A 23,909-nucleotide genomic window follows, 5' to 3' on the forward strand; every position below is an offset into this window, starting at 1 on the left:
AAGGAGCGATTCAATGTTTGGTATTGGTTTTATAATCATAGCTGTAATTATCGTAGTTGCATTATTAATCCTATTTTCATTTGTACCAGTAGGATTATGGATTTCTGCATTAGCAGCTGGCGTTCATGTCGGCATTGGTACACTTGTAGGTATGCGACTAAGAAGAGTATCACCAAGAAAGGTCATAGCACCTTTAATTAAAGCGCATAAAGCAGGCTTAAAGTTAACTACAAATCAATTAGAATCACATTACTTAGCTGGTGGTAACGTTGATAGAGTAGTAGATGCAAATATTGCAGCACAACGCGCAGATATAGATTTACCATTTGAACGTGGTGCCGCTATCGATTTAGCAGGTCGTGACGTACTTGAAGCTGTTCAAATGTCAGTTAATCCTAAAGTGATCGAAACACCATTTATCGCAGGTGTGGCAATGAATGGTATCGAGGTTAAAGCAAAAGCCCGAATCACAGTACGTGCTAACATTGCTAGATTAGTCGGTGGTGCTGGTGAAGAAACAATTATCGCCCGTGTTGGTGAAGGTATCGTTTCTACTATTGGTTCAAGTGAACATCATACCGAAGTTCTTGAAAATCCGGACAACATCTCTAAAACTGTATTAAGTAAAGGGTTAGACTCTGGAACTGCATTTGAAATATTATCTATCGATATTGCAGATGTTGATATTAGTAAAAATATTGGTGCTGATCTACAAACTGAACAAGCACTTGCAGATAAGAATATCGCACAGGCTAAAGCCGAAGAACGTCGCGCTATGGCTGTAGCATCTGAACAAGAAATGAAAGCTAGAGTACAAGAAATGAGAGCTAAAGTTGTTGAAGCAGAATCAGAAGTACCATTAGCTATGGCTGAAGCATTAAGATCAGGTAATATCGGAGTTAAAGATTATTATAATCTGAAGAATATCGAAGCAGATACTGGCATGAGAAATGCGATTAACAAACGTACTGATCAAAATGATGATGAATCACCAGAACAATAATATAATGAGGTGATTAGATGAGTATCGGTATTATAATATTTATAATATCAATAATTGTTACAGCCATTAGTGCGATTCGTGACAAGAGCCACGAAGACAGACAAAATCAAAGACCACCTCAGAAATCACAAGGCGAACAACAACCTAAAAAGGGTGGTTTCTTTGAAGAATTTGAGAAAACTTTTAAGGAACTTAATGATGAATTAAATGGTGAAACTGAAAAGAAACAACGTAAAGACTTTGAAGAAACACTTCCTCCTATAAATAAAGATTTAGATGAGGAAGAAGATAGACCATATAAAGAAACAACCACGCCGTCACAAACTCATACACATCCTAAACCAGATCCAACGCCATACAACAATGAGAACAACAGACCTCAACCTGTTGCCACAACATCAAGAGACGAAAGTGCTGAAAAACTAAGAAAAGAACTTGAAGCTAGTTTAACTGAGGATTTAAAAAACGTTCGTAGTGAGATTGATAGAGAAAAAGAAAAACAACTAGAAATGATTGAGAAAAAAGCGAGAGATATTATTAAAGATAAATATTTATCAGAAAGAACAAAACGTTATCGCTTAAAACAGCTACTGAATTCTCAAAATGTTGAACGAAGTATGTCTCATTCAGCTTTCAAATTTGACAACGATGAGGTCATCAACGGTTTAATATGGTCAGAAATTCTAAGTGAACCGAAACAACTTTAAATGACGCTTTTAATTTAATAACATCATTATTTAATTATAAGTTAAAACTAGGAGAGTAAAACTTTGTATTCATTTTTTCCAAATGAATACAGTTTTACTCTCTTTTTAGTTTGTCTAAATTGTAGGAGTTTAGTAAAATTTTTAATGAGATAGATGTTATATCAAACGTTATAAATTTCAACTTTGATTTAAAGCATAATCACATTAATTAGTAGAACAAGCGTGATATAATGAATATGGAATTCAACACATTTAATTATATTACGTAATCAATAATATTAACTATCGTAACTTGAAAAGGAGCGCGTTTATGCCAGGAATAATTCAAATTGACGACATTAATCAATCACAAGCTTTAATGGGGAATAATGATGAGCATCTTAAAACTATTGAAGACAACTTTGATGTCGTCATACATGCTAGAGGACAAGAAATTGCCGTTAAAGGTGAAAAGTTAGAGCATGTAGAAAAAGCAGAATTAGTTCTTACCAATTTATTAAAAGTTATAGAATTGGGAAATACAATTACACTTAAAGATGTAGAAGCTGCTATTAAAATGGCAGATAATAACACGATTCAGCACCTTTTAGATTTATACGATGAAGAAATTACAAAAGATGCATTCGGTAAAACGATTCGTGCCAAAACAATGGGTCAACGAATGTATATCAATGCTATGAAAAGAAATGACTTAGTATTTGGTATAGGACCTGCAGGTACCGGCAAGACATTTTTAGCAGTTGTTTACGCTGCCAAGCAATTACGTAAAGGTACCGTTAAACGTATCGTTCTAACAAGACCAGCAGTTGAAGCTGGAGAATCACTTGGTTTCCTACCAGGTGATTTAAAAGAAAAAGTAGATCCTTATTTACGTCCGCTTTATGATGGATTAAATACTGTATTAGGAAGAGAACAAACAGAAAGATTTATAGAAAGAGGAATTATTGAAATTGCGCCACTTGCTTACATGAGAGGAAGAACGCTTGATGATGCGTTTGTCATCTTAGATGAAGCACAAAATACAACGCACGCTCAAATGAAAATGTTCTTAACACGTTTAGGTTTCGGTTCTAAAATGGTTGTTACTGGGGATCAAACTCAAATTGACTTACCTAAAGGCGTGAAGAGTGGCTTGAAAGAAGCAATTAAAAAACTGTACGGTGTCAATGGTATAAGTATTATGAAATTAGACCAAAGTGACGTAGTGAGACATCCACTAGTAAGTAAAATTATTGATCGTTACGAAGGAGTTGATTAAATGTTTACTATAGATTTTAGCGACCACACTGATTTAGTCAAAGATGAATGGTATGAACAAATTGATTCTTTACTAACCTTTGCTAAAAAACAGGAAAATATAGAAAGTGACGCAGAACTATCAGTTACCTTCGTAGATAAAGATGAAATTCAAAACATCAATAAAGTCTATAGAGATAAAGATAAAGTGACTGATGTCATTTCATTTGCTTTAGAAGAAGATGAACCTGATATAGATATGAATGACTTAGAAATTCCACGCGTACTTGGAGACATAATTATTTGCACTGATGTTGCGCAAGAACAAGCAGAAAGTTATGGCCATTCTTTTGAACGTGAATTAGGATTTTTAGCGTTACATGGATTCTTACATTTATTAGGGTATGATCATATGACAGAAGATGACGAAAAAGAAATGTTTGGTCAACAAGATGCAATTCTAAATTCTTACGGATTGACTAGAGACTAGTAATGAGACGTTTCAAATATGCTTACGATGGTTTTACAGCCATTTTAAAAAAAGACCAAAATTTCTTACTCCATATATTAGCTGGAATTATTGCTATCATAATGGGATTTATATTTCATATTAATCGTTCAGAGTGGATGTTTGTATTACTTGCTATTGCTTTAGTATTGAGTTTAGAAGCCATTAACACTTCAATCGAGTTTGTGGTCGATTTAGTTACTACTGAATATCATGAATATGCTAAACATGCCAAAGATATCGCAGCGTTTAGTGTAGTAATTGTATCCGTTTTAGCCATGTGTATTGGATTAATCGTTTTCGTACCACATATTTTAAGTTTATTTTAGGGGGAAAATAAATGAGCTATCAATCGCATTATTTTAAAGAAGTTAGGGAGGCACAAAATAATGCATATGCGCCTTATAGTCATTTTAAAGTTGGGGCTTATTTAAGAACCAAAGATGGACGCACGTTTCACGGTGCAAATGTCGAGAATGCGGCATACTCCTTAGGCATTTGTGCAGAACGTTCTAGCTTAGTCGCAGCTATTTCAGAAGGTTATAGACCTGGAGATTTCGAATCTATTACAGTGACGGTTGACGCAGATCAACCATCCTCTCCTTGTGGTGCTTGTAGACAAGTATTGAAAGAACTTTGCGATGACGATATGCCAGTATATATGACTAATCACAAAGGCGAAATGATAGAATCGACTGTAAGCGAACTATTACCATTAGGATTTTCAAGAAAGGATTTAAATTAATGACAGAAGAACATAAATCAGGATTTGTTTCAATCATTGGTAGACCTAATGTTGGTAAATCTACCTTTGTAAATAGAGTGATAGGACATAAAATTGCAATCATGTCTGATAAAGCTCAAACTACGCGCAATAAAATTCAGGGTGTGATGACAAGAGATGATGCTCAAATTATCTTTATAGACACACCTGGTATTCACAAACCAAAACATAAACTTGGTGACTATATGATGAGAGTGGCTAAAAATACACTTTCCGAAATTGATGCCATTATGTTCATGGTCAATGTAAATGAAGATATTGGCCGTGGTGATGAATATATCATGGAAATGTTAAAGAATGTTAAAACACCCATCTTTTTAGTATTAAATAAAATAGACCTTGTGCATCCAGATGCTTTAATGCCAAAGATTGAACAATACAAAGAATACATGGACTTTACAGATATTATTCCAATTTCAGCACTTGAAGGGTTAAATGTTGATCACTTTATCGATGTGCTAAAATCGTATCTACCTGAAGGACCAAAATATTATCCGGATGACCAAATTTCTGATCACCCAGAACAGTTTGTAGTGAGTGAAATTATTCGTGAAAAGATTTTACATTTAACAAGCGAAGAGATTCCGCACGCAATTGGCGTTAATGTTGATCGAATGATAAAAGAAGACGAAGACAGAGTCAGAATCGAAGCGACAATATATGTTGAGCGTGATTCTCAAAAAGGCATTGTCATTGGTAAAGGCGGTAAAAAACTTAAAGAAGTTGGAAAACGTGCACGACACGATATAGAAATGTTACTTGGTTCTAAAGTATATTTAGAACTATGGGTTAAAGTGCAACGTGATTGGAGAAATAAAGTAAACTTTATCCGCCAGATTGGCTATATTGAAGATCAAGATTGATCATTAGAGAGTCGGTGAATGTATCATGTTAATGAAACAAAAGGGCATCATTATTAAATCGGTTGATTATGGTGAGTCTGATAAAATCATTACAATTTTAAATGAGTATGGTGCGAAAATACCTTTAATGGCTCGACGTGCGAAAAAAGTTAAATCTGGTTTACAAGCTCATACACAAATGTTTGTGTATGGCTTATTTATTTATAATAAATGGCGTGGTATGGGAACTTTAAATTCTGTCGATGTCATTAACCAGCACTATGAATTACAATTAGATTTGTATGAAAGTAGTTATGCTTCTTTATGTGCAGAAACAATTGAAAGATCAATGGAAGAAAATGAGGTATCTAAATATAATTACGAGCTTCTTCATTTTGTACTTACGAAAATAAGCGAAGGCACGTCAGCTCAGTTGATGTCTATCGTAGTTCTATTGAAATGTATGGCAAAATTTGGTTTTACTGCCTCTTTTAATCGTTGCGTCATAACAGGTAATGATGACCAATCCAAATTAATGGGCTATAGTTTCAAATTTGATGGAGCTATTTCTCAAGAAGTAGCATATCAAGACCCACACGCCTTGAAATTAACAAATCGCTCGCTTTATCTATTAGATATACTGCAAAAATTACCTATCAATAAGATGAATTCTCTGAGTATTCATCAAGAAATTTTAGACGAAATGTCAGAACTCATTATTATGCTTTACAGAGAATATGCCGGCATGTTTTTTAAAAGCCAGAAGTTAATTAACCAACTTAAAAGACTAGAAAATGATCCACACTAAACCGTTTTACTTATAAAAGCGGCACAGTGTGGATTTTTCATACATAAAAAACTCTCTAAAATAATCAACATTATCCTACAACTTTACTTTTATAAAGTTATTTATTTCATTATAATTTTTCCTGATTAATACTATATGGGCTTCTGCTATTACAATTAAACTCACGAACATACATTATAATATCAATTCTATATTGAATATATAATTTATTTAAATTATAATTAAACAAACTTAAATAGGACGTATCAAATGAGGTCCTCATTATTTATAAAATATATCTTGATAGGCTTGATGAAGAATGAAAAAGAACATGTATTTATTATTAGCTTTAACTTGTGTGAGTTTGATTGGAAGCACCCTCTTAGAATTTACTTTAAGTTTACATTATTTAGATAGAACACATGATTCTAAAATGTTCACATTAATTTTGATTACAACAATGGTAGTTGGGTTTGCTGTTAACCCATTAATTGGATACATTGTAGATAAATTCTCCAAAAAATATTTAGTTATTATAGCTGAATTCATTTCTCTTTTGGGTTTATCTATTTTTTATTATCATTCACAATTTTTATCAACAGTCATAGGAATAATAATTTTAAATTGTATTTTGGCTATTGCTGACAGTATTAGTTTAGTAGTCTTTCAAAGTGATATGAGAGCATTAGTAGGGGAAAAACTATTAGAGACTTATATTATTTATAACCGAATTGTCACACGTATCATGTTGATTGTAACTCCTCTATTAGGAGGGCTAATTTATAGCATTATCAATGTAAAATCTATACTTATGATAGCATTTATCACTGAATTTCTTAGTTTATTAATAATTCTATTTATGAAATTCACTAAATTAAATGTAGCTAATCAAGCTATACATCAAAATAAAAATAGCAACTTTTATAATGATTTTAAGGAAGTTTTTCAATTCGTAAGAATCAATAAGTTATTATACTTGATATTCTTTACCTCTTTTCTTATTAATTTTCTGTTTAGCTTCATAACAATAGGAACTCAGACCAGTATAGTGAATATTTTTCATCTATCGGCGTCAAACATAGGACTTATCGGAACGTTTGTATCGTTAGGTAGTATTTTAACTACTTTAAATATGAATAAACTCAAGAAAAAAGGTTACAATCAATTTTTCTACTTATCTATTGCTTTAATGGCGTTGATTATAATTATTAATCTTATACCTTTTTTCATATTAAGTAATTATATACTAGTATTTATTATCATAGGTAGTCTTATTGGTGGTGTAGCAACGGCTTTATTTACTATACCTAACTCAATATATAAGCAATTGATTCTTCCAGAAAATATTAAAAAAAAATAAATAAAAATTAAAAATGCATTTACCTTTTTCTCTATACAATTTGGTTACGCTATATCAGGCTTGCTTTATAGTTTTTCACAAAAATCATATGTTATCGTTTATATCTGTTTATTTATAACCATCTCTATATTCTTATTTAGTATAAGAAAGGTTCCATTCCAACAGTTATATGATCAAATCCTGTTACAAAAGAATAGCGAAAAATAAGAAATACAAAAGACTATACAACTTCTTATATTAAGAAATTCAAATTATATAATTTCAAATTGAAGACAAACCTGCTTTAAAACAAAGAAAGGTTTGTCTTTTTTCAATAAAAAACTGCTGATAAAGTTTCCAACTTTATCAGCAGTCTGAATCCATGAAAAATGATTATTTACTATTTATCAATTCTAAAATTTAATTTTTTCAGCTAAGAATGTTTCTAATTCTGAAATTGGCATACGTACTTGTTCCATTGAATCTCTATCACGTACAGTGACTTGATTATCTTCTAGTGAATCGAAATCGAATGTAATACAATATGGCGTACCAATTTCATCTTGACGACGATAACGTTTACCAATTGATTGTGATTCATCGAAATCAATAGAGAAGTTTTGGCTCAATTGTTCGAATATTTTAATTGCTTCACTAGATAATTTCTTACTTAAAGGTAATACTGCAGCTTTATATGGTGCTAAAGCAGGGTGGAAGTGCATAACCGTACGTGCATCCTTACTTCCTTCAACACCTTCTTCTTCATATGCATCACATAAGAAAGCTAATGTTACACGATCCGCACCTAATGAAGGCTCGATACAATATGGAACATATTTCTCGTTTGTTTCTGGATCATGATATTTGAAGTCTTCGCCTGAATGTTCACTATGTTTTTGTAAGTCGAAGTCCGTACGACTTGCGATACCCCATAGTTCTCCCCAACCAAATGGGAATCTGTATTCAATATCAGTTGTCGCATTAGAATAGTGAGATAATTCATCTTCATCATGGTCTCTTAAACGCATATTTTCTTCATTAATATTTAAATCTTTTAACCATTGACTTGCAAATGTTTTCCAGAAGTTTTGCCATTCAATTTCTTCACCAGGTTTACAGAAGAATTCAAGTTCCATTTGTTCGAATTCTCTTGTTCTGAAAATGAAGTTACCAGGTGTAATCTCATTACGGAATGATTTACCAATTTGGCCAATACCAAAAGGCAATTTCTTACGCATTGAACGTTGAACATTTTTATAGTTAACGAAGATACCTTGAGCTGTTTCAGGACGTAAGAATAATTCATTTGTAGAATCTTCAGTAACACCTTGGAATGTTTTGAACATTAAGTTGAATTGACGAATATCAGTCCAATTCGCTGTACCACTTACTGGACAAACAATTCCTTCATCATCAATGATTTTCTTCATTTCATCAAAACTTAATCCATCAGCAATGAAATTTTCGTCGCCTTTTTCTTTTTGCATGTAATCTTCAATTAATTTATCGGCACGATAACGAATTTTACTGTCTTTATTATCAATCATCGGATCATTAAAGTTACCTAAGTGACCTGATGCCTCCCAAGTTTTAGGATTCATTAAGATAGCAGCGTCAATACCCACATTATAAGGTGATTGAGTAATAAATTTTTGCCACCATGCTTTTTTAATATTGTTTTTAAGTTCCACACCTAGAGGACCGTAATCCCAAGTATTTGATAAACCACCATAGATGTCACTTCCTGGGAAGACAAAACCTCTATGTTTCGCTAGTTGAACAATTGTTTCCATATCTTTTACCATAAAAACTCTCCTTACACATAAAAACGCCCCAAGACAATATACATATCAAATATGTCATATTATCTTGGGACGAGTTTAAAAGTATTTTTAATCATTTGTACATGAAATACAAATGTTTACTTACATTTAACCCGCGGTTCCACCCAAATTAGTGTAGACACTCGCTTTTATTTCATTCATTTAGTCATGCGCCAATTTATCAATGTTAAGCTCACACCATCCTTAACTCGCTTCAACATTATTCTAATTGAAAGATTTTTTAATAGCAAGTATTTCTATGTATTTGTAGCAATTTATAATAAAAGTTATAATAAGAAGTATTCAAGAGGGGTGAGGACCTATAGAACTTAGTAAAAGACAGGAACAAATTATTGATATCGTCAAAACCAAAGGACCTATCACGGGTGAACAGATTGCTGAAAAGCTCAATCTCACTCGCGCTACTTTACGTCCTGACTTAGCAATACTGACAATGTCAGGCTTTATTGAAGCAAGACCTAGAGTCGGTTATTACTATTCGGGCAAATCTAAAAATAAAATTATTAATGAACAACTAAGACAATACGTGGTTAAAGATTATATGTCTCAACCTGTAATTTTGAAAGAGGAAATGTCTGTTTATGATGCAATTTGTACAATCTTTTTAGAAGATGCAGGTACATTATTTATCACAAATAAAGACAATGATTTCATTGGCGTTTGTTCAAGAAAGGACTTACTCAGGGCATCCATGATTGGCGAAGATATACATACAATGCCGATAAGCGTAAATATGACTCGAATGCCTCATATTACATTTCTTGAAGAAAGCGAGCTCGTCATTTATGCTGCCAATCAAATGATTGAAAAAGAAATTGACGCACTCCCCATTGTTAGAAAAAAAGACAATGACAAATATGAAGTCACTGGTCGAATTTCTAAAACAACGATAACTAAATTATTCGTATCATTATTTAAAGAATAGGTGGTAAATACATGGATAATATAAAGATAATTGTAGCCTCAGATTCGATAGGAGAAACAGCAGAATTAGTTGCTAGAGCAGGTGTTTCCCAGTTTAATCCTAAACAATGTAAACACGAATTCCTTCGCTATCCTTACATTGAATCTTTTGAGAATGTTGATGAAGTGATTCAAGTTGCGCGTGATACTGGCGCTATCATTGTTTACACATTAGTTAAACCAGAAATAAAGAAATATATGCTTGCCAAAGTAGAAGAATTTTCTTTGAAATCAGTTGATATCATGGGACCATTAATGGATTTATTATCAGAGTCAATTGATGAAACGCCTTACTACGAACCAGGTATCGTACATCGACTAGATGACGCTTACTTTAAGAAGATTGACGCAATTGAGTTTGCAGTTAAATATGATGACGGTAAAGACCCTAAAGGTTTACCTAAGGCAGATATTGTACTGTTAGGTATTTCAAGAACTTCTAAAACACCGCTATCTCAATATTTGGCACATAAAAGTTATAAAGTGATGAACATTCCAATTGTTCCTGAAGTCACACCTCCAGATGCGTTATTTGAAATAGATACATCTAAATGTATTGCTTTAAAAATTAGCGAAGAAAAACTTAATCGTATCCGTAAAGAAAGATTAAAACAACTAGGTTTAGGAGATACTGCTAGATATGCGACAGAAGCACGTATTCAAGAAGAATTAGATTACTTTGATGAACTCGTTTCTAAAGTAGGTTGCCCTGTGATTGATGTCACAGATAAAGCTATTGAAGAAACAGCAAATGATATTATATATTTAATTGAAGAAAGTAAATCGAAATGATTTCATTTTCCTAGTAAAAAAGATATAATAATATGACTAATATTTAATAGGTGATTCCCTTTGCGTATAGATCAATCGGTCATTAATGAAATTAAAGATAAGACAGACATTTTAGATTTAGTAAGTGAATATGTAAAACTTGAAAAAAGAGGGCGCAATTACATTGGTTTGTGTCCTTTTCATGATGAAAAGACACCTTCTTTCACAGTTTCTGAGGATAAACAAATATGTCATTGCTTCGGTTGTAAAAAGGGTGGCAATGTTTTCCAATTTACGCAAGAAATTAAAGATATACCATTTGTAGAGGCAGTTAAAGAGTTGGGTGAACGTGTCAATATACAAGTTGATATTGGCAACACACAACAGAATCAAGAATCTCAAATGGCCTCAGATGATCTGAAAATGATTGAGATGCATGAGCTTATTCAAGAATATTATCATTATGCTCTAATGAAGACTGTAGAAGGCGAAGAAGCATTAAATTATTTAAGAGAACGTGGGTTTACTGATGAATTAATTAAAGAAAGAGAGATTGGGTTCGCTCCAGATAACTCACATTTTTGTCATGACTTTCTAGAGAAAAAGGGTTATGATATAGAACTTGCTTATGAAGCTGGTTTGTTATCTCGTAACGAAGAGAATTTCAGTTATTATGATAGATTCAGAAATAGAATCATGTTCCCTTTAAAAAATGCCCAAGGACGAATTGTTGGATATTCAGGTAGAACATATACTGGACAAGAACCTAAATATTTAAATAGTCCAGAAACGCCTATCTTTCAAAAACGAAGACTCTTATATAATTTAGATAAAGCCCGTAAATCAATACGAAAAAATGATGAAATTATTCTACTCGAAGGATTTATGGATGTTATTAAGTCAGATTATGCCGGTTTAAAACAAGTTGTAGCAAGCATGGGGACACAATTGTCTCAAGAACATGTCACATTTCTTAAGAAATTAACACATAATATCACATTAATGTTTGATGGAGATTTCGCCGGTAAAGAGGCTACTTTGAAAACTGGACAAACGCTTTTACAACAAGGTTTAAATGTGTATGTCGTTCAATTACCTTCTGGAATGGATCCAGATGAATATATTGGAAAATATGGTAATGACACATTTTTAAATTTTGTTCAAAAAGATAAAAAATCATTCGTTTTATTTAAAGTTCAAACACATCAAGATGAAATCAATAATAATGACTTAGCTTACGAAAGATATTTTAAAGAAACGACGAATGACATTTCACTTGTCCAATCAACAATACTTCGAAATAAACTCATACACGATGTGGCTGACATTTTCAAAATAAATCCAGAAACCATTCAACATGAAGTAGGCGTAAATGCAACGCCACAAGCACCACCAGCGGATTACGGTACTTATGGTCCTTCATCACAGGCACATACTCAATTATTTAATCGTTTATCGAAGCATGTTTAAGCAGTGCCCTTTCTGCTTAAACATTTTATGAAAGATAAAGATACATTCTTAAATTACTATCAAAAGATTAGTAGTGATGACTTTACAAATAAATATTTTAAGAGTATATTTAATATTTTGCATGACTATTTTTCAGAACAAGATTATTATAGTATAAGTGACGTAATGCAATATATTGAATCTAATGATTTAAGAGAGGCTTTCATTGAACTAGAACAATATAATCTTAATGATGAACCTTATGAAAATGAAATAGAGGACTACATACACATTATTAATAGCAATAGTGGCGAAGAGTCAATTGAAGCATTGAATCATAAATTAAGAGAAGCATCTCGTATAGGTGATGTAGAATTGCAAAAATACTATTTACAACTTATCGTAAATAAGAATAAAAGTAGAATGTAAATATAGTGAAATTGAAAAGCGTAATAATATAAAAGCGATACAATAATGAAAACATTCACACATTCTAAACAATGGTTACTAATAAGGTTGAGTGGGTAGTAAAACTATGTCACAATTTTTAAATGTATGATTGATTTTTAATTAAAATCTTGATGAAGTGCCTATATAAAATATTAAAATGGCTTAATTGAAAGTGATTAATTCAATATTTACAATATACAAATCATATTTAATTGATATAATATATAGTTATTGAAAGATTATCAGTATTTATTAAAATCGGGAGGCCTTTTCATGTCTGATAACCAAGTGAAAATTAAAAAACAAACAATTGATCCGACTTTAACATTAGAAGATGTTAAAAAACAATTAATTGATAAGGGTAAAAAAGAAGGTCATTTAAGCCATGAAGAAATTGCTGAAAAACTACAGAATTTCGAAATGGATTCTGATCAAATGGATGATTTCTTCGATCAACTTAATGATAATGATATTACTCTTGTTAATGAAAAAGATAGCTCCGATACAGATGAAAAATTAAACCCCAATGATTTAAGTGCCCCTCCTGGTGTCAAAATTAATGACCCAGTCCGTATGTACCTTAAAGAGATTGGTAGAGTCAATCTGTTAAGTGCTCAAGAAGAAATTGAATTAGCTAAGAAAATTGAACAAGGTGATGAAATCGCAAAATCACGATTAGCTGAAGCCAACCTACGTTTAGTTGTTAGTATTGCTAAAAGATATGTAGGTAGAGGTATGTTATTCCTAGATTTAATCCAAGAGGGTAACATGGGCTTAATTAAGGCCGTTGAAAAATTCGACTTTAGTAAAGGGTTTAAATTTTCAACATATGCAACTTGGTGGATTAGACAGGCAATTACAAGAGCGATTGCTGACCAAGCACGTACAATCCGTATTCCTGTCCATATGGTTGAAACGATTAATAAATTAATACGTGTTCAACGTCAATTATTACAAGATTTAGGTCGTGACCCTGCACCAGAAGAAATTGGTGAAGAAATGGATTTACCACCTGAAAAAGTACGTGAAATCTTAAAAATTGCGCAAGAACCAGTTTCTCTTGAAACACCTATCGGCGAAGAAGATGACAGCCACTTAGGAGATTTCATTGAAGACCAAGAAGCACAAAGTCCTTCAGACCATGCCGCATATGAATTATTAAAAGAACAACTTGAAGATGTACTTGATACGTTAACTGATAGAGAAGAGAACGTGTTGCGTTTAAGATTTGGCTTAGACGATGGACGTACAAGAACACTTGAAGAGGTTGGTAAGGTATTTGGTGTTACACGTGAACGTATTCGTCAAATTGAAGCTAAAGCTTTAAGAAAACTAAGACATCCTAGTCGTAGTAAGAGACTTAAAGATTTCATGGATTAAAATAATAAAGTTGGGCAAGTGTCTATGAATGAATAAACATCGTTTTCTACCTCGCCCAATCGAATCATCACACTTGAAAGGGTGGGATAATGAATTCAATTTTCAATATACTGAATTCAATCCCACTCTTTTTTAATACATATGAGGAGTTTAAACATGATTAATTTAAATCAACGATTATTGCGTGTGTGCTCATTTTTAAAGCAAGGAACACTAGCTGATATTGGTTCAGATCACGCTTATTTACCTATCTATGCAATACAAAACAAGATATGTACAAGTGCAATTGCTGGCGAGGTCATTAAAGGACCGTATAAGGCTGCGGTGAACAATGTCGCTGAAAATGACTTAAATGAATCAATTGAAGTTCGCTTAGGTGACGGTTTAGCCGTTATCAATCATACTGAAAACATTGATAATATAACGATTTGTGGCATGGGTGGACCTCTTATTGCTTCAATTTTAAAAGAAGGGCAAGAAAAATTAACGCATCATCCAAGGCTTATCTTGCAAAGTAATATTCAAACACAAGTCTTGAGAAATGTCTTAACGTCACTGAATTATGAAATTATAGATGAGGTCATTCTTGAGGAAAAAGGGCATATTTATGAAATTGTAGTAGCAGAATTTAATCAATCTTTGAAACCACTCTCTACAAAAGAATCAAAATTCGGCCCATATTTATTAAAGGAAAAGAATGATTATTTCTATAAAAAGTGGAATAGAGAACTCGAAGCACTCTATCATATTAAGTCACAATTGAATTCAACAACACATCATGAGAGACTTAAAGAAATTGAAAGTGAAATTAATCTCATACAAGAGGTGTTAGATAATGAAATTGAGTAAACTCATATCTATTTTAGATACACATGTACCATTTTCCACAGCGGAATCATGGGATAATGTCGGATTACTAATCGGCGATGAAAACCAACAAGTCAATGGTATATTAACCGCCTTAGATTGTACTGAAGACGTCGTCAATCAAGCGATAGACAAAAATATAAATACCATCATTGCACATCATCCACTTATCTTCAAAGGGATTAAAAATATCGTTCAAACTGGTTACGGCAAGATTATACGCAAACTAATTCAAAACGATATTAACCTTATCGCAATGCATACAAATTTAGATGTAAATCCAAATGGCGTAAATAAGATGCTAGCAGACACGCTTGGTTTAAATAATATTAAACTAATTAACCAACAAAATACGACGTATTATAAGGTTCAAACTTTTATCCCTAAAGAAAATGTCGAAAACTTTAAAGACCAACTCAATCAACTCGGCTTAGCTAAAGAAGGAAACTATGAATACTGTTTCTTTGAAAGCGCAGGAAAGGGACAATTTAAACCTGTTGGAGAAGCCAATCCTTATCTCGGTCAACTCGATAGTATAGAATATGTAGATGAGATTAAACTCGAATTTATGATTTCTGAAAATGAAAGACAAATCACCGAACAGGCAATTATAAATTATCATCCTTATGAAACGCCCGTATATGATTTTATTAAACTGCAGAAACGAAGCGAGTATGGTTTAGGTATCATAGGTGAACTTCCACATACGATGACTTTAGATGAGTTTTCTAGTTACACTAAAGAGCAATTAAATATTAATAGTTTAAGATATACGGGTCATCCTGATGCAGTCATTAACAAAGTTGCCATGATAGGCGGTTCAGGAATTGGTTTTGAATATGAAGCGCAAAAATTGGGTGCTGATGTATTTGTAACTGGAGATATTAAACATCACGACGCATTAGATGCTAAAATACAAGGTGTTAATTTATTAGATATTAACCACTATAGCGAATTTGTAATGAAGCAAGGCTTAAAATCGTTGCTAGAAGACTGGCTATTTGAGTATAAAGATGAGTTACCTATCGAAGCCTCAGATATTAACACCGATCCATTCACTTATAAATAATATATTGCTTATTAGACTTTAAAGGAGGCCATATCATGGCAAAACATCCATTTGAGCATTTTAATTTAGACGAAAGTTTAATTAAAGCGGTTCAAGACCTTAATTTTGAAAAACCTACAGAAATACAAAATAGAATAATCCCTAGAATATTGAAAGGTACTAACTTGATTGGTCAATCACAAACAGGTACAGGAAAGTCACATTCTTTCTTATTACCTTTAATGCAAAAGATTGATGTAGATGTTCAAGAACCACAAGCCATTGTCGTTGCACCAACACGAGAACTCGCTCAACAATTATTTCAAGCGGCTAGTCATCTGAGTCAATTCAAACAAGAGGTAAGTGTTAAATTGTTTATCGGTGGTACAGATATCGAAAAAGATAAACAACGTTGTAATAGACAACCCCAATTAATTATTGGTACACCTACACGGATTAATGATCTTGCACAAGGCGGATATCTTCATGCGCACCTTGCCAGCAATTTAATTGTGGACGAAGCTGACTTAATGATTGATTTAGGTTTAATTGAAGATGTAGATTATATCGCAGCAAGATTAGATGACGAGGCTCACATTGCAGTATTTAGTGCAACTATTCCTAAATCATTGCAACCATTTTTAAATAAATATTTAAGTCAACCTGAATTCGTTGAGGTTGATAGTAAGTCTCAAAATAAGAAAAACATTGAATTTTATCTTATACCTACAAAAGGTACTGCCAAAATCGATAAAACGTTAAGTCTTATCGATATGTTAAATCCGTATTTATGTATCATTTTCTGTAATAGTAGAGAAAATGCAAACGAACTTGCAAATTCTTTAAATAATGAAGGTATTAAAGTTGGTATGATTCACGGGGGCTTAACACCTAGAGAACGTAAACAACAAATGAAGCGTATTAGAAACTTAGACTTCCAATACGTGATTGCAAGTGATCTTGCTTCAAGAGGTATCGATATCGAAGGCGTGAGTCACGTGATTAACTTTGACGTACCAAATGATATTGATTTCTTTACTCATCGCGTAGGACGAACAGGAAGGGGTAATTATAAAGGAGTAGCAATTACGCTTTATAGTCCTGATGAAGAGTATAATATTTCATTAATCGAAGATAAAGGCTATCATTTTGAAAATGTAGACATTAAAAATGGCGAACTAAAACCGATTAAAGCACATGATACAAGACGAACAAGACAACGCAAAGATGACCATCTAACAAACGAAGTTAAACATAAAGTTCGAAGTAAATCCAAAAGAAAAGTTAAACCAGGTTATAAGAAAAAGTTTAAGCAAGAAGTAGAAAAAATGAAACGTCAAGAGAGAAAGCTTTATAGTAAAAGACAAAACAGACAAAAACGTAAAAATAATTAAGGATAGGTGAATGACATGTTATTAGGTTCTCATGTTTCAATGAGTGGTAAAAAGATGTTACAAGGCTCTGCAGAAGAAGCCCATAAATTCGGTGAATCTACATTTATGATATATACTGGGGCTCCTCAGAATACGAGAAGAAAAAGCATTGAAGATTTAAATATAGAAAAAGGACATGAGGCCATGAAGGAATATGGTTTATCTAATATTATCGTTCATGCACCCTATATTATTAACATCGCTAATACGACGAAACCTGAGGTATTCAACTTAGGTGTAGATTTTTTACAAAATGAGATTGAACGTACGCAAGCGATTGGCGCAAAAGATATTGTACTACATCCTGGCTCTCATGTAGGCGCTGGAGCAGACGTAGGTATTAAAAAGATTATCGAAGGTCTTAATGAAGTCTTAACACACGATAATGATGTGCGAATTGCACTTGAGACAATGGCCGGTAAAGGCTCAGAAGTAGGTCGCTCATTCGAGGAAATCGCTCAAATAATTGATGGCGTGACACATAATGATCGTTTATCAATTTGTTTTGACACATGCCATACACATGATGCTGGTTATAATGTCAAAGAAGACTTCGATGGTGTATTGAATGAATTTGATAAAATCATAGGCGTAGACCGTATTAAAGTTGTACATGTGAATGACAGTAAAAATGAAATAGGCGCACATAAAGACCGTCATGAAAATATTGGCTTTGGTCATATTGGCTTCGACGCTTTAAACTATGTTGTCCACCATGATGCATTTAAAGATATTCCTAAAATTTTAGAAACACCTTATGTTGGTGAAGATAAGAAAAATAAAAAACCACCTTATAAATTTGAAATCGAAATGTTAAAAGCACAACAATTTGATTCAGATCTTAAAAATAAAATTTTAAATCAATAAATAGCTTTTTCCTAATACAGGAAACACCCGACGAAGCGAGATAATGAAATCATACCATTTGATAAATGATTTCAATCTCGCTTCTTTTATTTAGTCGTAAACATTACTATTTACATAACATTTGCAAAGCTGTATAGTTATATGCGAGGTGAAAACATGACGACGCCAGTTTTCGAATTACGAAATATAGATTATTATTTCGACAATAAGCATGTATTAGAAAATATAAATATTAAAATTAACAAAGGAGAATTTCTTGCCATCGTTGGTCCAAATGGTGCTGGAAAGTCAACTTTACTTAAATCATTTTAGGGCTGTTACCTTTACAAAAAGGAGAAATATTTGTTGAGGGTCATTTGTATAAAGGCAACAAATCATCTTTAAAAATTAGTTATGTTTCCCAAAAAGCAACAGCATTTAATGCAGGTTTTCCAGCAAGTGTAAAAGAAGTTGTATTAAGTGGTTTAACTAAGACAAAGAAACTTTTCCAGAAATTTAATAAAAGTGATAATAAAAAAATGGAAGATGTATTAAAACGATTAAACATTTCTCACTTAATCAATAAAAATATTGCCGAATTATCAGGAGGCCAACAGCAACGTGTATTAATTGCTAGGGCACTGATTTCAAATCCGAGTGTATTAGTTTTAGACGAGCCAACCAATGGTATTGATGCGAAACATGTGAACGAGTTTTACGAAACATTAGATAGGCTCAAAAAAGAAGGTATCACGATTATTCTGGTGACACATGATATTGGAGTAGTTGCAGATACAGCTACGGAGGTTGCATGTCTGAACAAACATCTTCATTTTCATGGCACAACAGAAGATTTTAAATCATTAGATGAAGTAGAAATATCTAAAATCTATGGTCATCCAATTCAATTCGTTGATCATCAACATAACAGAGCGTGTTGCAATAACGATGAGGAAAAAAGCTCATGAAATTAAATATTAAGGAGTGTAACTTGTGATAGACGCGTTATTAAATTTTGATTTTATGAGGTACTCTCTGATTAGCGGCATTTTAATAGGGTTTATCGCACCTTTAATAGGTGCTTTTATAGTTGTAAGAAGGTTATCACTTATAGCTGATGCTCTCAGCCATGTCACTTTAGGGGGTATTTCATTTGGAATGTTTATACTCACAGTAATACCAGCTTTGTCTCTCATTAACCCAATGTGGTTCGGGATACTTTTTGCGGTTATTGGAGCACTTTTAATTGAAGAGTTAAGAACATCGTTTTCAAATTATCAAGAAATAGCGATTCCTATTATAATGAGTGCCGGTATTGCGCTAAGTGCGATCTTTATTTCATTAGCAGATGGTTTCAATCAAGAGATAGTGGGACTTCTATTTGGCTCTATTAGTGCTGTTAATTTAAGTGATTTAACTACAATAATCGTTATTACAATCATCGTCGTGCTATTTATTACATTATTTTATAAAGAGTTGTTCATACTATCATTTGATGAAGAATATAGTAAGGTTATTGGTATACCTAAATGGATTCAATTCTTATTTATTATTATTGTAGCTATGGTGATTTCAGCTTCAATGAGAGTTGTAGGGATATTGTTAGTAAGTGCATTGATTACACTTCCGATTGCCATCTCTATGCGTTTAACTAAAGGGTTTAAACAGCTCATTGCACTCAGTGTTGTCCTTGGCGAATCAGCAGTCATATTAGGTTTAGTTTTAGCATTTTATATGAACATTTCACCTGGTGGTGTTATTGTAGTATTATTAGTAATTATGCTGATGATAACAATGATTTACCAAAAGTTAAAAGTTAAGTTCAAAAAGGGAGCAATTTCAAATGAATACAAATGATGCTATTAAAATTTTAAAAGATAATGGACTTAAATATACAGATAAGCGTAAAGATATGTTGGATATATTTGTAGAAGAAGACAAATATCTAAATGCCAAACATATTCAACAAAAAATGGATAAAGACTATCCAGGCATTTCTTTCGATACAGTTTATCGAAACCTCCACCTATTTAAAGATTTAGGTATTATCGAAAGTACTGAATTAGAAGGTGAAATGAAATTTAGAATTGCTTGTACTAATCACCATCATCATCACTTTATTTGTGAACAATGTGGAGACACAAAGGTGATAGACTTTTGTCCAATTGAGCAAATCAAACAATTTTTACCTAACGTCGCGATACACACACATAAATTAGAAGTTTATGGTGTATGCGAAACATGTCAACGTAAAGCATAACTTCTAACCATCAGCTATTTAAGTTGATGGTTTTATTTTTAAAAGATTTCATCGTCAAAACATAGGCCGATAGTCTGAATTATTAATAAAAGATTAATTTTTAAGTATTTCTATGTTTAAATTTCACAGATTTGAGATATATTAAAGATGTAATAAAAATAATTGGTAGTTAGATTTGAATGTGTTGTAAGCATATTCATTGTTGCTATAAAAGCTACTTGTTATGATTATTGTACAGACAATTTAGGAGGATGATTATTTATGGCTTTTGAATTACCAAAATTACCTTATGCATATGATGCATTAGAACCACACATCGATAAACAAACTATGGAGATTCATCACGACAAACACCATAACACATATGTAACTAACTTAAACTCAGCAGTTGAAGGAACAGATTTAGAAGCTAAATCAATCGAAGAAATTGTTGCAAATTTAGATAGCGTACCTTCTGATATTCAAACAGCAGTACGTAACAATGGTGGCGGTCACTTAAACCACTCATTATTCTGGGAATTATTATCACCTAATTCTGAAGAAAAAGGTGAAGTTGTAGACAAAATCAAAGAACAATGGGGCTCTTTAGATGAATTCAAAAAAGAATTCGCTGACAAAGCAGCAGCTCGTTTCGGTTCAGGTTGGGCTTGGTTAGTAGTAAACAACGGTCAATTAGAAATTGTAACTACACCAAACCAAGATAACCCATTAACTGAAGGTAAAACACCAATCTTAGGTTTAGATGTTTGGGAACACGCTTATTACCTTAAATATCAAAACAAACGTCCAGATTATATCAGTGCATTCTGGAATGTTGTTAACTGGGAAAAAGTTGACGAATTATATAAAGCAGCAAAATAATTTTGCTACAAGATTGACGGTCTCAATTGAGAGACCGTTATTTTTTTGTCAAAATGATAGAAAAATAATCTAATATCATATATCATTTGTATGAGACACGTTGAATAGAGGTAGGTTGTTTTGCTGAAAAGATTAAAAGAAAAATCAAATGATGAAAAAACCAGAAACACCATGAACAAGAGGATTAATTTTGTATTTGGATTTATCGTATTAATCTTCGCAATTCTAGTGTTACGGTTAGGTTATTTGCAAATAGCACAAGGATCACATTACAAACAATTAATTAAGAACGATGAAAACATAACAGTTAACGAATCAGTACCAAGAGGGCGCATTTTAGATAGAAATGGTAAAGTCCTTGTTGATAATGCTTCAAAGATGTCAATTACATATACACGAAACAAAAAGACAACACAACAAGAAATGCTTGATACAGCTAAAAAATTATCTGGTCTCATTAAGATGGACACGGATAAAATTACAGAGCGTGACAAAAAAGATTTCTGGGTTCAAATCCATCCGGAACAAGCAAAACGTTTAATGAAAAAAGAGCAGTCATTATTAGAGAATGGTAGCATTACTCAAGAACAATTTGACAATCAACAAAGAGATAAAATTGGTAAAAAACAATTAGATGAATTAAGTAAAAAAGATTTACAAATTCTAGCTATTTATCGTGAGATGAATGCTGGTTCTACGTTAGATCCTCAAACCATTAAAAATGATGGGGTATCTGAAAAAGAATACGCTGCTGTATCTCAACAACTTTCAAAGTTACCTGGAGTAAACACATCTATGGACTGGGATAGAAAATATCCATACGGAGATACTTTAAGAGGTATATTCGGAGGCGTTTCAACTTCTTCAGAAGGTATTCCAAAAGAATTGACAGAACAATATCTTTCTAAAGGCTATTCAAGAAACGACAGAGTAGGTAAATCTTATTTAGAATATCAATATGAAGATGTTCTTAAAGGCACTAAAAAACAAATGAAATATACTACGGATAAATCTGGTAAAGTCATCAACTCTGAAGTCGTCAACCCAGGAAAAAGGGGTCATGATTTACAATTAACCATTGATATTGACTTACAGAAGAAAGTTGAATCTCTATTGGAAAAAGAAATTTCCACGTTGAGAAGTCAAGGCGCCAAAGATATGGATAATGCGCTCATAGTAGTACAAAATCCTAAAAACGGTGACATTCTTGCGATAGCTGGTAAGCAAATTGACAAGCAAGGTAAACTTAAAGACTTTGATATTGGAAACTTCACTGCACAATATGCAGTTGGTTCATCTGTCAAAGGTGGCACGCTATTAGCTGGTTACCAAAATCATGCCATTAAAGTAGGAGAAACAATGGTCGATGAACCATTACACTTCCAAGGCGGTCTAACTAAACGATCTTACTTTAACAAAGATGGTCGAGTGACAATTAATGATAAGCAAGCACTTATGCATTCTTCTAACGTCTTTATGTTTAAGACAGCATTAAAATTAGCAGGTGACCCTTATTATTCTGGTATGCCATTACCTAATGACATTGCAACGGCAGGTCAAAAGTTACGAAAAGGACTAAATCAAGTTGGTCTCGGAGTTAAAACAGGTGTAGATTTACCAAATGAAACACCAGGTCAAATCGAACCACTAACAAATAATCCTGGTAACTACTTAGATTTATCTATCGGACAATATGATACGTATACACCATTGCAGTTGTCACAATACGTTTCAACAATTGCAAATAATGGTTATAGAATCCAACCGCACATAGGTTTAGCGATTCACGAATCAACGAATAAGGATGAATTAGGTCCTTTAAAACGTAAAATTAAAGGCAATGTTCTTAATAGAGTGAATAACTCTGAAAATGAAATCAAAGAAGTTCAAGATGGATTCAAAATGGCGTTTAATGAAAAAGATGGTACAGGATATGCCAGCTTTAGAAATACTGTCGTACCATCAGCAGGTAAAACGGGTACAGCTGAGGTATTCCAAAATGGTGAACCAAGAGTTAACTCTACTTATATTGGTTACGCACCTATTAAAGATCCAAAACTTTCATTCTCAATCGTCTATACCAATCAACCCGTCCCACCACCTTGGTTAAATGGTGGAGATTTAGGAAGAGACGTTATTAACTATTACTTTAGAGATAGAGAGAAAAAAGATAACAACGATTCCAATAAATCATCGCAAACTAAAAGCGATCAACAAAATAATGATTCAGACTCAGATAGTAATTCTGACGATGATGAGGAATAAGTTTACACGTAATATCAAAAAATTATTCTTTGCAATTACATTTGTAATTGGTATAATGATAAGGTCGTATTTAGAAAAGGTAAGGAGGAATAATCATGCGCGTAAACGTTACATTAGCTTGTACTGAATGTGGAGATAGAAACTATATCTCAACTAAAAACAAACGAAACAATCCTGAACGTATTGAAATGAAAAAATACTGTGCACGTGATAATAAACAAACTTTACACCGTGAAACTAAATAATTAATTTAGCTAACTACCCAC

General features: G+C 32.7%; 22 protein-coding genes and 2 pseudogenes. 23 read left to right on the forward strand and 1 reads right to left on the reverse strand.

Annotation, left to right across the window (positions count from 1 at the left end; genetic code table 11):
- The first annotated feature begins 13 nt into the window (after positions 1-13).
- The 9 genes from floA (at position 14) to HMPREF3264_RS04555 (ending at position 7,227) form a co-directional block, all read left to right on the forward strand.
- Positions 14-1,003 (forward strand): flotillin-like protein FloA, encoded by a 990-nt coding sequence (floA, locus tag HMPREF3264_RS04515; protein ID WP_002443149.1) that lies wholly within the window; start codon positions 14-16, stop codon positions 1,001-1,003.
- Between the two features lie 17 nt (positions 1,004-1,020).
- Positions 1,021-1,710 carry an iron transporter gene (locus HMPREF3264_RS04520; RefSeq protein WP_070831082.1) on the forward strand — a complete coding sequence of 230 codons (690 nt, stop codon included), beginning with the start codon at positions 1,021-1,023 and terminating at the stop codon, positions 1,708-1,710.
- A gap of 310 nt (positions 1,711-2,020) precedes the next feature.
- A complete protein-coding gene (locus tag HMPREF3264_RS04525) occupies positions 2,021-2,968 on the forward strand; it encodes a PhoH family protein (RefSeq protein ID WP_002443146.1) in 948 nt (315 codons plus the stop codon).
- Positions 2,969-3,436, forward strand: coding sequence for an rRNA maturation RNase YbeY (gene ybeY / locus HMPREF3264_RS04530; protein WP_070872094.1), 468 nt, complete (start codon positions 2,969-2,971; stop codon positions 3,434-3,436).
- Between the two features lie 2 nt (positions 3,437-3,438).
- On the forward strand, positions 3,439-3,783 hold the full coding sequence (locus HMPREF3264_RS04535; protein WP_002443141.1) for a diacylglycerol kinase family protein: 345 nt from the start codon (positions 3,439-3,441) through the stop codon (positions 3,781-3,783).
- Between the two features lie 11 nt (positions 3,784-3,794).
- Entirely contained in the window at positions 3,795-4,199 is a 405-nt protein-coding gene (gene cdd / locus HMPREF3264_RS04540) for a cytidine deaminase (protein ID WP_002443139.1), read from the forward strand.
- On the forward strand, positions 4,199-5,101 hold the full coding sequence (gene era / locus HMPREF3264_RS04545) for a GTPase Era (RefSeq protein WP_002443137.1): 903 nt from the start codon (positions 4,199-4,201) through the stop codon (positions 5,099-5,101). Before cdd ends, era begins: the two co-directional genes overlap by 1 nt.
- Positions 5,102-5,132: 31 nt before the next feature.
- Positions 5,133-5,888 carry a DNA repair protein RecO gene (gene recO / locus HMPREF3264_RS04550; RefSeq protein ID WP_176746815.1) on the forward strand — a complete coding sequence of 252 codons (756 nt, stop codon included), beginning with the start codon at positions 5,133-5,135 and terminating at the stop codon, positions 5,886-5,888.
- 310 nt (positions 5,889-6,198) lie between these two features.
- Entirely contained in the window at positions 6,199-7,227 is a 1,029-nt protein-coding gene (locus tag HMPREF3264_RS04555; protein WP_176746814.1) for an MFS transporter, read from the forward strand.
- A gap of 392 nt (positions 7,228-7,619) precedes the next feature.
- On the opposite strand, the gene HMPREF3264_RS04560 is transcribed toward HMPREF3264_RS04555, so the two are convergent.
- Positions 7,620-9,011, reverse strand: a complete 1,392-nt coding sequence (locus tag HMPREF3264_RS04560) for a glycine--tRNA ligase (RefSeq protein WP_002443132.1) — start codon at positions 9,009-9,011, stop codon at positions 7,620-7,622.
- Between the two features lie 340 nt (positions 9,012-9,351).
- Here HMPREF3264_RS04560 and HMPREF3264_RS04565 point away from each other — a divergent pair, with 340 nt between their 5' ends.
- From HMPREF3264_RS04565 to rpmG, 14 genes and pseudogenes are all read left to right on the forward strand, one after another.
- On the forward strand, positions 9,352-9,975 hold the full coding sequence (locus HMPREF3264_RS04565; RefSeq protein ID WP_080981459.1) for a transcriptional regulator CcpN: 624 nt from the start codon (positions 9,352-9,354) through the stop codon (positions 9,973-9,975).
- Between the two features lie 11 nt (positions 9,976-9,986).
- Positions 9,987-10,805 (forward strand): pyruvate, water dikinase regulatory protein, encoded by an 819-nt coding sequence (locus HMPREF3264_RS04570; RefSeq protein ID WP_002443128.1) that lies wholly within the window; start codon positions 9,987-9,989, stop codon positions 10,803-10,805.
- A 60-nt stretch (positions 10,806-10,865) separates the two neighbouring features.
- Positions 10,866-12,662 (forward strand): annotated as a pseudogene (gene dnaG / locus HMPREF3264_RS04575) (DNA primase).
- A 294-nt stretch (positions 12,663-12,956) separates the two neighbouring features.
- Positions 12,957-14,063, forward strand: coding sequence for an RNA polymerase sigma factor RpoD (gene rpoD, locus HMPREF3264_RS04580; protein ID WP_002443124.1), 1,107 nt, complete (start codon positions 12,957-12,959; stop codon positions 14,061-14,063).
- Positions 14,064-14,219: 156 nt separating this feature from the next.
- The gene (locus HMPREF3264_RS04585; RefSeq protein WP_070872100.1) at positions 14,220-14,912 is read left to right on the forward strand and encodes a tRNA (adenine(22)-N(1))-methyltransferase; all 693 of its coding nucleotides are present in this window, start codon (positions 14,220-14,222) and stop codon (positions 14,910-14,912) included.
- A complete protein-coding gene (locus tag HMPREF3264_RS04590) occupies positions 14,899-15,999 on the forward strand; it encodes a Nif3-like dinuclear metal center hexameric protein (protein ID WP_070872102.1) in 1,101 nt (366 codons plus the stop codon). The genes HMPREF3264_RS04585 and HMPREF3264_RS04590 overlap by 14 nt, the downstream gene beginning before the upstream one ends.
- A gap of 35 nt (positions 16,000-16,034) precedes the next feature.
- Positions 16,035-17,372 carry a DEAD/DEAH box helicase gene (locus HMPREF3264_RS04595; RefSeq protein WP_070872104.1) on the forward strand — a complete coding sequence of 446 codons (1,338 nt, stop codon included), beginning with the start codon at positions 16,035-16,037 and terminating at the stop codon, positions 17,370-17,372.
- Positions 17,373-17,387: 15 nt separating this feature from the next.
- Positions 17,388-18,278, forward strand: coding sequence for a deoxyribonuclease IV (locus HMPREF3264_RS04600; protein WP_070831099.1), 891 nt, complete (start codon positions 17,388-17,390; stop codon positions 18,276-18,278).
- 141 nt (positions 18,279-18,419) lie between these two features.
- A pseudogene (locus tag HMPREF3264_RS04605) lies at positions 18,420-19,225 on the forward strand (metal ABC transporter ATP-binding protein).
- Between the two features lie 25 nt (positions 19,226-19,250).
- Positions 19,251-20,114, forward strand: coding sequence for a metal ABC transporter permease (locus tag HMPREF3264_RS04610; protein WP_070872106.1), 864 nt, complete (start codon positions 19,251-19,253; stop codon positions 20,112-20,114).
- Entirely contained in the window at positions 20,101-20,517 is a 417-nt protein-coding gene (locus HMPREF3264_RS04615) for a Fur family transcriptional regulator (protein WP_002443108.1), read from the forward strand. Before HMPREF3264_RS04610 ends, HMPREF3264_RS04615 begins: the two co-directional genes overlap by 14 nt.
- Before the next feature lie 261 nt (positions 20,518-20,778).
- Positions 20,779-21,378, forward strand: a complete 600-nt coding sequence (locus tag HMPREF3264_RS04620) for a superoxide dismutase (RefSeq protein WP_070872108.1) — start codon at positions 20,779-20,781, stop codon at positions 21,376-21,378.
- 120 nt (positions 21,379-21,498) lie between these two features.
- On the forward strand, positions 21,499-23,643 hold the full coding sequence (locus tag HMPREF3264_RS04625; protein WP_070872110.1) for a peptidoglycan D,D-transpeptidase FtsI family protein: 2,145 nt from the start codon (positions 21,499-21,501) through the stop codon (positions 23,641-23,643).
- Positions 23,644-23,738: 95 nt separating this feature from the next.
- Complete coding sequence (rpmG, locus tag HMPREF3264_RS04630) at positions 23,739-23,888, forward strand: 50S ribosomal protein L33 (protein WP_002433802.1); 150 nt, start codon at positions 23,739-23,741, stop codon at positions 23,886-23,888.
- The last annotated feature ends 21 nt before the right edge of the window (positions 23,889-23,909 follow it).

Source organism: Staphylococcus sp. HMSC62A08 (assembly GCF_001839105.1).
In the GTDB taxonomy this organism is placed as follows: domain Bacteria; phylum Bacillota; class Bacilli; order Staphylococcales; family Staphylococcaceae; genus Staphylococcus; species Staphylococcus caprae.

Bases quoted from the DNA above. Each gene is read 5' to 3' on its own strand.
- HMPREF3264_RS04560 (WP_002443132.1), bottom strand. From the start codon at position 9,011: ATGGTAAAAGATATGGAAACAATTGTTCAACTAGCGAAACATAGAGGT.
- HMPREF3264_RS04525 (WP_002443146.1), top strand. From the start codon at position 2,021: ATGCCAGGAATAATTCAAATTGACGACATTAATCAATCACAAGCTTTA.
- floA (WP_002443149.1), top strand. From the start codon at position 14: ATGTTTGGTATTGGTTTTATAATCATAGCTGTAATTATCGTAGTTGCA.
- HMPREF3264_RS04595 (WP_070872104.1), top strand. From the start codon at position 16,035: ATGGCAAAACATCCATTTGAGCATTTTAATTTAGACGAAAGTTTAATT.
- HMPREF3264_RS04590 (WP_070872102.1), top strand. From the start codon at position 14,899: ATGAAATTGAGTAAACTCATATCTATTTTAGATACACATGTACCATTT.
- rpoD (WP_002443124.1), top strand. From the start codon at position 12,957: ATGTCTGATAACCAAGTGAAAATTAAAAAACAAACAATTGATCCGACT.
- HMPREF3264_RS04555 (WP_176746814.1), top strand. From the start codon at position 6,199: ATGTATTTATTATTAGCTTTAACTTGTGTGAGTTTGATTGGAAGCACC.
- HMPREF3264_RS04585 (WP_070872100.1), top strand. From the start codon at position 14,220: ATGATTAATTTAAATCAACGATTATTGCGTGTGTGCTCATTTTTAAAG.
- rpmG (WP_002433802.1), top strand. From the start codon at position 23,739: ATGCGCGTAAACGTTACATTAGCTTGTACTGAATGTGGAGATAGAAAC.
- HMPREF3264_RS04570 (WP_002443128.1), top strand. From the start codon at position 9,987: ATGGATAATATAAAGATAATTGTAGCCTCAGATTCGATAGGAGAAACA.
- cdd (WP_002443139.1), top strand. From the start codon at position 3,795: ATGAGCTATCAATCGCATTATTTTAAAGAAGTTAGGGAGGCACAAAAT.
- era (WP_002443137.1), top strand. From the start codon at position 4,199: ATGACAGAAGAACATAAATCAGGATTTGTTTCAATCATTGGTAGACCT.
- ybeY (WP_070872094.1), top strand. From the start codon at position 2,969: ATGTTTACTATAGATTTTAGCGACCACACTGATTTAGTCAAAGATGAA.
- HMPREF3264_RS04520 (WP_070831082.1), top strand. From the start codon at position 1,021: ATGAGTATCGGTATTATAATATTTATAATATCAATAATTGTTACAGCC.
- HMPREF3264_RS04620 (WP_070872108.1), top strand. From the start codon at position 20,779: ATGGCTTTTGAATTACCAAAATTACCTTATGCATATGATGCATTAGAA.
- recO (WP_176746815.1), top strand. From the start codon at position 5,133: ATGAAACAAAAGGGCATCATTATTAAATCGGTTGATTATGGTGAGTCT.
- HMPREF3264_RS04600 (WP_070831099.1), top strand. From the start codon at position 17,388: ATGTTATTAGGTTCTCATGTTTCAATGAGTGGTAAAAAGATGTTACAA.
- HMPREF3264_RS04535 (WP_002443141.1), top strand. From the start codon at position 3,439: ATGAGACGTTTCAAATATGCTTACGATGGTTTTACAGCCATTTTAAAA.
- HMPREF3264_RS04615 (WP_002443108.1), top strand. From the start codon at position 20,101: ATGAATACAAATGATGCTATTAAAATTTTAAAAGATAATGGACTTAAA.